Source organism: Ferroglobus sp. (genome assembly GCF_015521575.1).
Taxonomy (GTDB): domain Archaea; phylum Halobacteriota; class Archaeoglobi; order Archaeoglobales; family Archaeoglobaceae; genus Ferroglobus.
In genome coordinates this window covers 1-6504 of record NZ_WANY01000031.1, presented here as the reverse complement: position 1 = coordinate 6504, position 6504 = coordinate 1, and the positions used below count along the sequence as shown (strand labels likewise).

Here is a 6504-nt window from a genome sequence, read left to right as displayed (position 1 = left end):
GGGGAAAGCTTTACGCCGAACAAGACGCTACTGCTGCTGTAGAAAATATTTTGCTTGCTGCTCACTGCATGGGACTCGGAGCGGTGTGGGTTGGAGCTTTCAACGAAGAGAGGGTAGCTGAGATACTCAACATTCCCAGCTACGCAAGACCAATGGCAATTATCCCGATAGGTTACCCAGCAGAGAAGCCAAGCCCGAGGAGGAGAATGAAACTAGAGGAGATCACACATTGGGAGAGATGGTGATCGCCCTACTCACGGACTTCGGAGAATTTTATCCCGGAGTGATGAAGGGAGTAATCAGAAAGATTACCAAAGAGGAAGTAGTGGACATAACCCACTCCGTCAGAGCGCAGAATGTGTTTGAGGGAGCTTTTCTGCTTTACAATACCTACAAATTTTTTCCCAAAGGCAGCATATTCGTAGCGGTTGTCGATCCGGGAGTCGGAGGAAAAAGGAGAGCCTTGGCTGTTAAAACTAAAAACTACTGGTTTGTGGCTCCAGACAACGGAATAGCTTACCCATCAGCTTCCGAAGACGGAATAGAAAAGATAATCTCTCTGAATTCCGAAAAACTCTCAGAATTCTCTGGAGAACTTTCGTCCACCTTTCACGGAAGAGACGTTTTCGCTCCTGCTGCAGCTCTAATAGCTGAGGGAAAAATCGATGAATACGGAGAAGAGGTCGAAACGATGAAAGAACTCGAACTTTTTGAAGTAAAAATTGGAGAAAAGATTGCTTGCAGAGTTGCTTACATCGACCGCTTCGGAAACATCGTCACGAATTTGAGGAGGGAAATCGTGGAAGACTTGAAACCGAAAGGATTTTACATTAACGGGACGAGAATTCCTTTTGTGGAGAAGTACGAGGACGTGAAGGTTGGAGAGCCTTTAGCATTAATTGGAAGTTTCAACACGCTGGAAATTAGCGTTAGAGAAGGTAATGCGGCTGAGATTTTCGGAATTAAAGATGAGATCGAATTAGGGTGGTTTTGATGATAAATGAGAGAACACTTGCTAAGCTTGCGGAAGCCATGAATAAACACATCCCGAGAAGCAGGAGAAGTCTAAAAGAATTGCTGGAAATGAAAGATCCCACATACCTCGCCAAAGACGGAAATGAGTACTACATTGAAAAGAAGGAGCTTGAATTCATAGCCGAACACGTGGATGAAATTTACTGGGGAAGGTTCTGGATACCGATAATTCTGGAAATGACGAGTATCGGAAACGAATACGTCATCTTCGTTAGAGACAAGCTGCATGCGGAATTTATTAGCAAAGCTTTCGGAATAGATAGGTTCACAAAGCAGGGACTGATGTTGTACTCCTATGAAATGCAGAAAGTGAGGAGGAAGTTAAGAACAGCCACGCAAGTTTTCTTCAGAGTTTAGACTCACGCTTGGGATAACTTTAAAACCTCTTTTGATATAGAGGGAAATTGATGGATCTCGAAAACCTTTACTGCGCGAGATGCGGTTCGGAGTTCGATCTGAAGATTAGAAGAACCACCGGTTATACTGGAGTCCTGCACATACCAAACCTCTACTGTCCGTTTTGCGGCAGCAGGAGGTTGACGAAAAAACAAGGTATTCTCTTCTTCATTGAAGAGGAGAGAAGATGGAGAGGGTAGAAGAGTACCTCGAAATTATTTACGACATCCAAAGGAGTAAGAGGAGACTCGTAAAAACTGGAGAGATAGCGAAAAAACTTAAAGTTAAACCAGCGAGCGTAACGGAAATGCTTGCGAAGCTCCAAAAGGAGGGTTACGTTGACTACCAGCCTTACAAAGGAGTTACACTTACGAAGAAAGGGGAGGAGATTGCTAAGAAGATAAAAGAATACCATTTAATTTTTGAGAAGTTTCTTGTGGAGTTCGTCGGGTTGAGTAAAGAAGTTGCTCACGAGATAAGCTGCAAAATCGAGCACGTTGCGAACGATGATGCGATCAGAAAGATATGCTACTTTATCTCCCAGAACTGCGATCTCTGCGAAGAGTGCGAGTTTAACGCGAGTTCCCTCGAAAGAGTTGATAGCGGAAGATTCAAAGTTTTAGCAGCTCCAAGCTATCTCGAAACCTTAGGAATTAAAGTCGGAGGGAAAATAGAAGTTGAGGGAGGAGAAGTCCTAATCGATGGAGAAAGGCTAAAGCTTTCGGATGAAATTAAGAGAAAGGTTATCGTGATCAGAGATCAATAGCTCCGTTGTTTACAGCAATTCCAGAAGCGAGGGAAACAGCCGAAAGCCCGGACTTTTCGCAGACCTCTATTGCGGAGTTTAAAATAGCCGCTTTCGATACAACAAGAGGAATTCCAGCTCTAACACATTTCAACGCTATGCCTTTAGTTATCCTGCCCGAGAGAACTAAATAGCTTTCGGAAAAATCCACCCCGTTTTTGTAAGCTTTTCCGATAGCCTTGTCAACGGCATTATGCCTCCCAACGTCGTAAGAACAGTAGATTCTTTCATTTATCACCGCCGCTGTATGATAAGCTCTCGTTCTCCTATAAAGCTCGGTCTCAATAACTCTTAGGGATGCCAAAACTTGATCGATTTTAAATTTCCTTTTGGGGAAAACTCTACCTATGTTCTCGTCGACGTATATGCCTATGCATCCAGAAGAGTTAATGGAAAGAATTGTCTCCTTGACGTTTTCTATTACTCCCACGTCTCCTTCTACGTAAACCTCCGGATTCTCGCTCAACCCTTCGCTGATGGAGAAGCCTATTAACAGCTCTTCCAAATCGTTCGGGGAGCACATCATCCTGAAAACTCTTCCTCCAGCGATAACTTTCAGCTCAATTTCTTCCCCTATTTCCAACCGCTTCCCTATCTTCACAATATCCACAAAACCGTTTTATTCTCACTAAAGATTACTTTTTCGAATGAGGATCGTAAACCTCAGACTTGAAGATAAAATTGTTGAAAAGCTCGACGAAATCTCTTCAAAGTTCTTAGTATCAAGGAGCGAGCTGATAAGACAAGCGATAGTGATGTATCTTTCCGCTCTGGAAAACCTCGGATTCTACTTTAAACCGTCCGTTCTCCTACCGAAGTTGGACGTTTACGAGGAGAGAAATTCGATATCGATAGATTTCGGAAATTTCACATCTCTGACAATTCTTTCATTCAGCTACGCCGGAGTCGGAGAGAAAGAAAACGACTGGTTAAAAGTTAAGCTTGAAAGAGTTGCGGAGATTTTGGCGAATCAAGTGAGGGTAGAAAGTCTAACGAGATTCGTTGAACCTTTTGTCGGTTTACTTTCAACGGGAAACGATATAGACTACAGCCTCAGGTTTTTCAAACTTTTAAAGAGCTTTCTAAACTTCAGGTTGATTCTTGCAAGCTCCGAAAACATCATAGAAACCAAAGAGTCCTTCTTCTCGCTGACCGTTGCAGGAGTAAGAGATATGAAAGTCAGGAATTCTCCGAAGAGGGGAGAGAAGATTTTCCTCTATGGCAAGATTTTGAAGGAGAAAGAACTGATGAAAGAGAGGGGAGTAGATGCTAAACTCGTTGAAAAGCTTGCCGAATTCGTTAAAAACGGAAAAGTAAGTTCGATTTTTGCCGTGAAAAGCGACGGGCTTCTTCAGACTTGCAGCATGGCAGCCTCCTTAGCTGGAGGAAAGCTCGTTATGAAGAGAAGAGACGAAAAAGGTTGTCCAGCCACAGCCGTTATAGTTACAGCCGAGGAAATGCCCCTTTCAGGAGGAATCGAAGTCGGAGAGATAATTTAACTTTTCCCTGTTCGCCATTCTGTGAGCCTCTCTTATCGGAATCGGAAGTTTGTAGTTTCTTATCGTAGCAACCACGACTTTTAAAGCCGTCTCCGGAGAAATCATGTTTCCCGGAGAGATGTAGATCGGTTTGCACCTCGCGCAGGGTTTGTAAGCGTAGCCAATCAGCTTTCCATCGAAAATTCCTCTGCTCTCTCCGCTCCTTTTCGGCTCTTCGAACTTCCCGTAAAGAGGTTTTTTCGTCACTCCTACGCTCGGATTTTTCAAGGCAACACCGACAAAGGTTGCCAATCCGCATTTCCTCGGGTGAGCTATCCCACTACCATCGACTATTACCACCGTCCTTTCCCTCAAAACCTTCCTAACGGCTTCAACAGCTGAATCCCCTTCCCTAAACATTAGGAAAGTGGGAATGTACGGAAAATCCACCTTTCTGAAGTCAACGCCCACTTCCTGAATTCTCAGCTCGGGAAAGCTCATAAGCACCGCTGCGGAAACAACAAATTCTTCATCGTTCTTCTTGAAAAAAGCCTGATCCACACCCACAACGTACTTAATCTCCTCGTAACTAAGAGCGTCCTCCAAAACGACTTCCTCGGCTATTCTTTTCTGAAGCTCCACGAGTTTATCCAAACTCCCATCTCGCAGAGAGGAAAGCCGGTCCTCTAACATCTATTTTTCCTCCTCTCGAAATGACGTAGTTCCTCAGCTTCTCATCAATTTCAACGTTTATGTCCCTCGGAGACTCGACAACTCTAACCCTAACTTCCCCATCTTCCCTCCTAATCAAACTCTCTTCAATTTTAGCCGCCGCAAGGTATGAAAAGGCGTCAACGTATCTTATCCCCGTCTCGACACCGTTCTCAAAGTACTCCGACCACTTATCCGTTCTCGGAATTCCGTAGATGTTACCGTTGTAAACAACCAACTCGTTAAAAGCAGCTGGCCCGCAAAGCTTGACGTTCTCCCTTTCAAGAACGTAAACTTTCAGATGGACTCCGAAGAAATCTCCCTCGTAGGCTAAAAATTCGCACGGACCCATTTCATCCCTATGCTTTTCAAAAGTCCCAATCACGGCTTTTGCAATTTTAACTCCCTCTTTACTTTTTGGAACTTCTCTAAGCTTAATTCTCGACGCTATCTCCACGTCAGATAGAGTTAAATTGTCGTGAATTTGAGGATAAACGAGTTTTCTAACATCCTCAACTCCATAAATGACCATGGCAAGTCTCTCCACACCCATGCCAAGGTTTAAGACCGGCACATCTATTTCGTAATTGGCTAAGGCAATAGGAGAGTATATTCCGAAAGTTGCGACCTCTATCCACTCCTTTCTGGATGGATGGTAAACGTAAACCTCCGTCTGAGTTCCGGGAATGTAATACTTGCTCTTCTTTTCATCCTCTTTGAATTTCACCCTCTCGAATCCGAAACTGCTCAGCAAAGCTTGGGCTATTGCTTTCCCATCCTCAACGCTAACATCCTCATCCGCGTAAACGCAGCTTGCCGAGAAGTAAGTATAAAGTCTACTCGCATCCTCTCCCTGCTCTCTCCTAAAGCACCTGTCTATGCTGAAGAGCTTTATTGGGAGAGGATACTTTTCGATCAGTTGCTTCAAGGTTATAAACCACCCGGTGGTCATGTGACTCCTCAAAGTCAGGTTGTTGGCAACGGGCTTAAGCTCCTTGAACTCCGGAAAAACCTCATCAAGAATTTTTAGAGCTGTAGAGTCGTCAATGTTTAAAACCTGAGAAATCCTATAAGCGAGCTCGTCTCCTCCGAAAACACCCTTTTTGTACAGATGAAAAACTTTTCTCAGCCCTTCAGCGTCGAAATCCCCGATGATTTCCCTTATCCTCTCCACCTGTTTTTCAGAGATCCCGACGTTTGGTCTCGGCAAAGTTGCCAGATAAAAGCATCTATCCAAAACCGCCAAAGCCTCCTTCCCGAACTGCTTTTTAACGTGAACGTCCTCCACTATCAGCGGATTTATAACTTCCGTAAATCCCAAAGATAAGTAAGCTCTTCTCAGCTTCTCTATCACTTCGTAAACTGGGTGTGGTTTTCCTATCGATATCACGTTTCTTGGATAAGCTTCATTTAAGCTTACCTCTTCAACAACCTCTTTTCCGGACTTCCAAGCCTCTTCAAAGTCTTTTTCAGCTTTTTTCTTCCACTCCTCCGGATTAAACTTCAACTTTTCCCACCCTCTCCTCGATTATCTTCCCGAAGGAAATCAGAGCTGATTCGGAGAAGTGATTGCCCATCAGCTGCACACCCACTGGCAACTTGTCGACTTCCAGAAGTGGGATCGAAAGGGCTGGAATTCCTGCTAAGTTCGCTGGAACGGTGTTTACATCAGCGTAATACATCGTCACCGGATCCTTGATCTCCCCGATCTTAAAAGCAACGTCCGGCATCGTGGGGGAGATTAAGATGTCGAAGCTTTCGAAAGCTCTTTTGAAGTCGTTTATCACAAGAGTGCGGACTTTCAAAGCTTTCAGGTAGTACTTCCCGTAATATCCGGTAGAAAGGGCGAAGCTACCCATCATAATCCTTCTCTTTACCTCTTCCCCAAAACCCTCAGCTCTAACTTTAGCGAAGAATTTCCTCCAGCTGTCAAGCTTTTCAAGGGTGTAGCCGTATCTAACTCCATCGTACCTCGCTAAGTTAGAAGAGGCTTCGCTCATCGCAATTATGTAGTAGGCTGGCAAAGCGTAATTCAGCGAAGGTAAGCTAACCTCCTTAACGTTCGCCACGTTTTTAAGC

At 44.4% G+C, this 6504-nt stretch carries 10 protein-coding genes; 6 read left to right on the top strand and 4 right to left on the bottom strand.

Features of this window, described 5'->3' with window-relative positions:
• The 5 genes from F7C14_RS01205 to F7C14_RS01185 form a co-directional block, all read left to right on the top strand.
• Positions 1 to 245, top strand: a 245-nt coding sequence (locus F7C14_RS01205) for a nitroreductase family protein (RefSeq protein ID WP_290898968.1), incomplete at its 5' end; no start/stop codon positions are given.
• Complete coding sequence (locus F7C14_RS01200) at positions 239 to 994, top strand: S-adenosyl-l-methionine hydroxide adenosyltransferase family protein (protein ID WP_290898971.1); 756 nt, start codon at positions 239 to 241, stop codon at positions 992 to 994. The genes F7C14_RS01205 and F7C14_RS01200, both read left to right, overlap by 7 nt.
• Positions 994 to 1392, top strand: a complete 399-nt coding sequence (locus F7C14_RS01195) for a DUF61 family protein (protein ID WP_290898963.1) — start codon at positions 994 to 996, stop codon at positions 1390 to 1392. The genes F7C14_RS01200 and F7C14_RS01195 overlap by 1 nt, the downstream gene beginning before the upstream one ends.
• Positions 1393 to 1442: 50 nt before the next feature.
• Complete coding sequence (locus tag F7C14_RS01190; RefSeq protein WP_290898960.1) at positions 1443 to 1631, top strand: hypothetical protein; 189 nt, start codon at positions 1443 to 1445, stop codon at positions 1629 to 1631.
• A complete protein-coding gene (locus F7C14_RS01185; protein WP_290898957.1) occupies positions 1619 to 2197 on the top strand; it encodes a metal-dependent transcriptional regulator in 579 nt (192 codons plus the stop codon). The genes F7C14_RS01190 and F7C14_RS01185 overlap by 13 nt, the downstream gene beginning before the upstream one ends.
• Here the strand turns inward: F7C14_RS01185 and fdhD are convergent.
• Positions 2184 to 2846 carry a formate dehydrogenase accessory sulfurtransferase FdhD gene (fdhD, locus tag F7C14_RS01180; protein WP_290898954.1) on the bottom strand — a complete coding sequence of 221 codons (663 nt, stop codon included), beginning with the start codon at positions 2844 to 2846 and terminating at the stop codon, positions 2184 to 2186. The two genes, F7C14_RS01185 and fdhD, sit on opposite strands and share 14 nt — an antisense overlap.
• A gap of 37 nt (positions 2847 to 2883) precedes the next feature.
• On the opposite strand from fdhD, the gene F7C14_RS01175 reads away from it, so the two are divergent.
• The gene (locus F7C14_RS01175) at positions 2884 to 3735 is read left to right on the top strand and encodes a ribbon-helix-helix domain-containing protein (protein ID WP_290898951.1); all 852 of its coding nucleotides are present in this window, start codon (positions 2884 to 2886) and stop codon (positions 3733 to 3735) included.
• On the opposite strand, the gene F7C14_RS01170 is transcribed toward F7C14_RS01175, so the two are convergent.
• The 3 genes from F7C14_RS01170 to F7C14_RS01160 form a co-directional block, all read right to left on the bottom strand.
• The gene (locus tag F7C14_RS01170) at positions 3703 to 4368 is read right to left on the bottom strand and encodes an endonuclease V (RefSeq protein ID WP_290898948.1); all 666 of its coding nucleotides are present in this window, start codon (positions 4366 to 4368) and stop codon (positions 3703 to 3705) included. The two genes, F7C14_RS01175 and F7C14_RS01170, sit on opposite strands and share 33 nt — an antisense overlap.
• On the bottom strand, positions 4361 to 5932 hold the full coding sequence (gene sepS / locus F7C14_RS01165; RefSeq protein WP_290898945.1) for an O-phosphoserine--tRNA ligase: 1572 nt from the start codon (positions 5930 to 5932) through the stop codon (positions 4361 to 4363). Before sepS ends, F7C14_RS01170 begins: the two co-directional genes overlap by 8 nt.
• Positions 5922 to 6504: amidase family protein (locus tag F7C14_RS01160; protein ID WP_290898942.1), on the bottom strand; the 583-nt coding region annotated here is incomplete at its 5' end. The genes F7C14_RS01160 and sepS, both read right to left, overlap by 11 nt.

Excerpts from the sequence above, each read along its gene's own strand:
- F7C14_RS01200 (WP_290898971.1), top strand. The coding sequence starts at position 239 with ATGGTGATCGCCCTACTCACGGACTTCGGAGAATTTTATCCCGGAGTG.
- F7C14_RS01195 (WP_290898963.1), top strand. The coding sequence starts at position 994 with ATGATAAATGAGAGAACACTTGCTAAGCTTGCGGAAGCCATGAATAAA.
- F7C14_RS01190 (WP_290898960.1), top strand. The coding sequence starts at position 1,443 with ATGGATCTCGAAAACCTTTACTGCGCGAGATGCGGTTCGGAGTTCGAT.
- F7C14_RS01185 (WP_290898957.1), top strand. The coding sequence starts at position 1,619 with ATGGAGAGGGTAGAAGAGTACCTCGAAATTATTTACGACATCCAAAGG.
- F7C14_RS01175 (WP_290898951.1), top strand. The coding sequence starts at position 2,884 with ATGAGGATCGTAAACCTCAGACTTGAAGATAAAATTGTTGAAAAGCTC.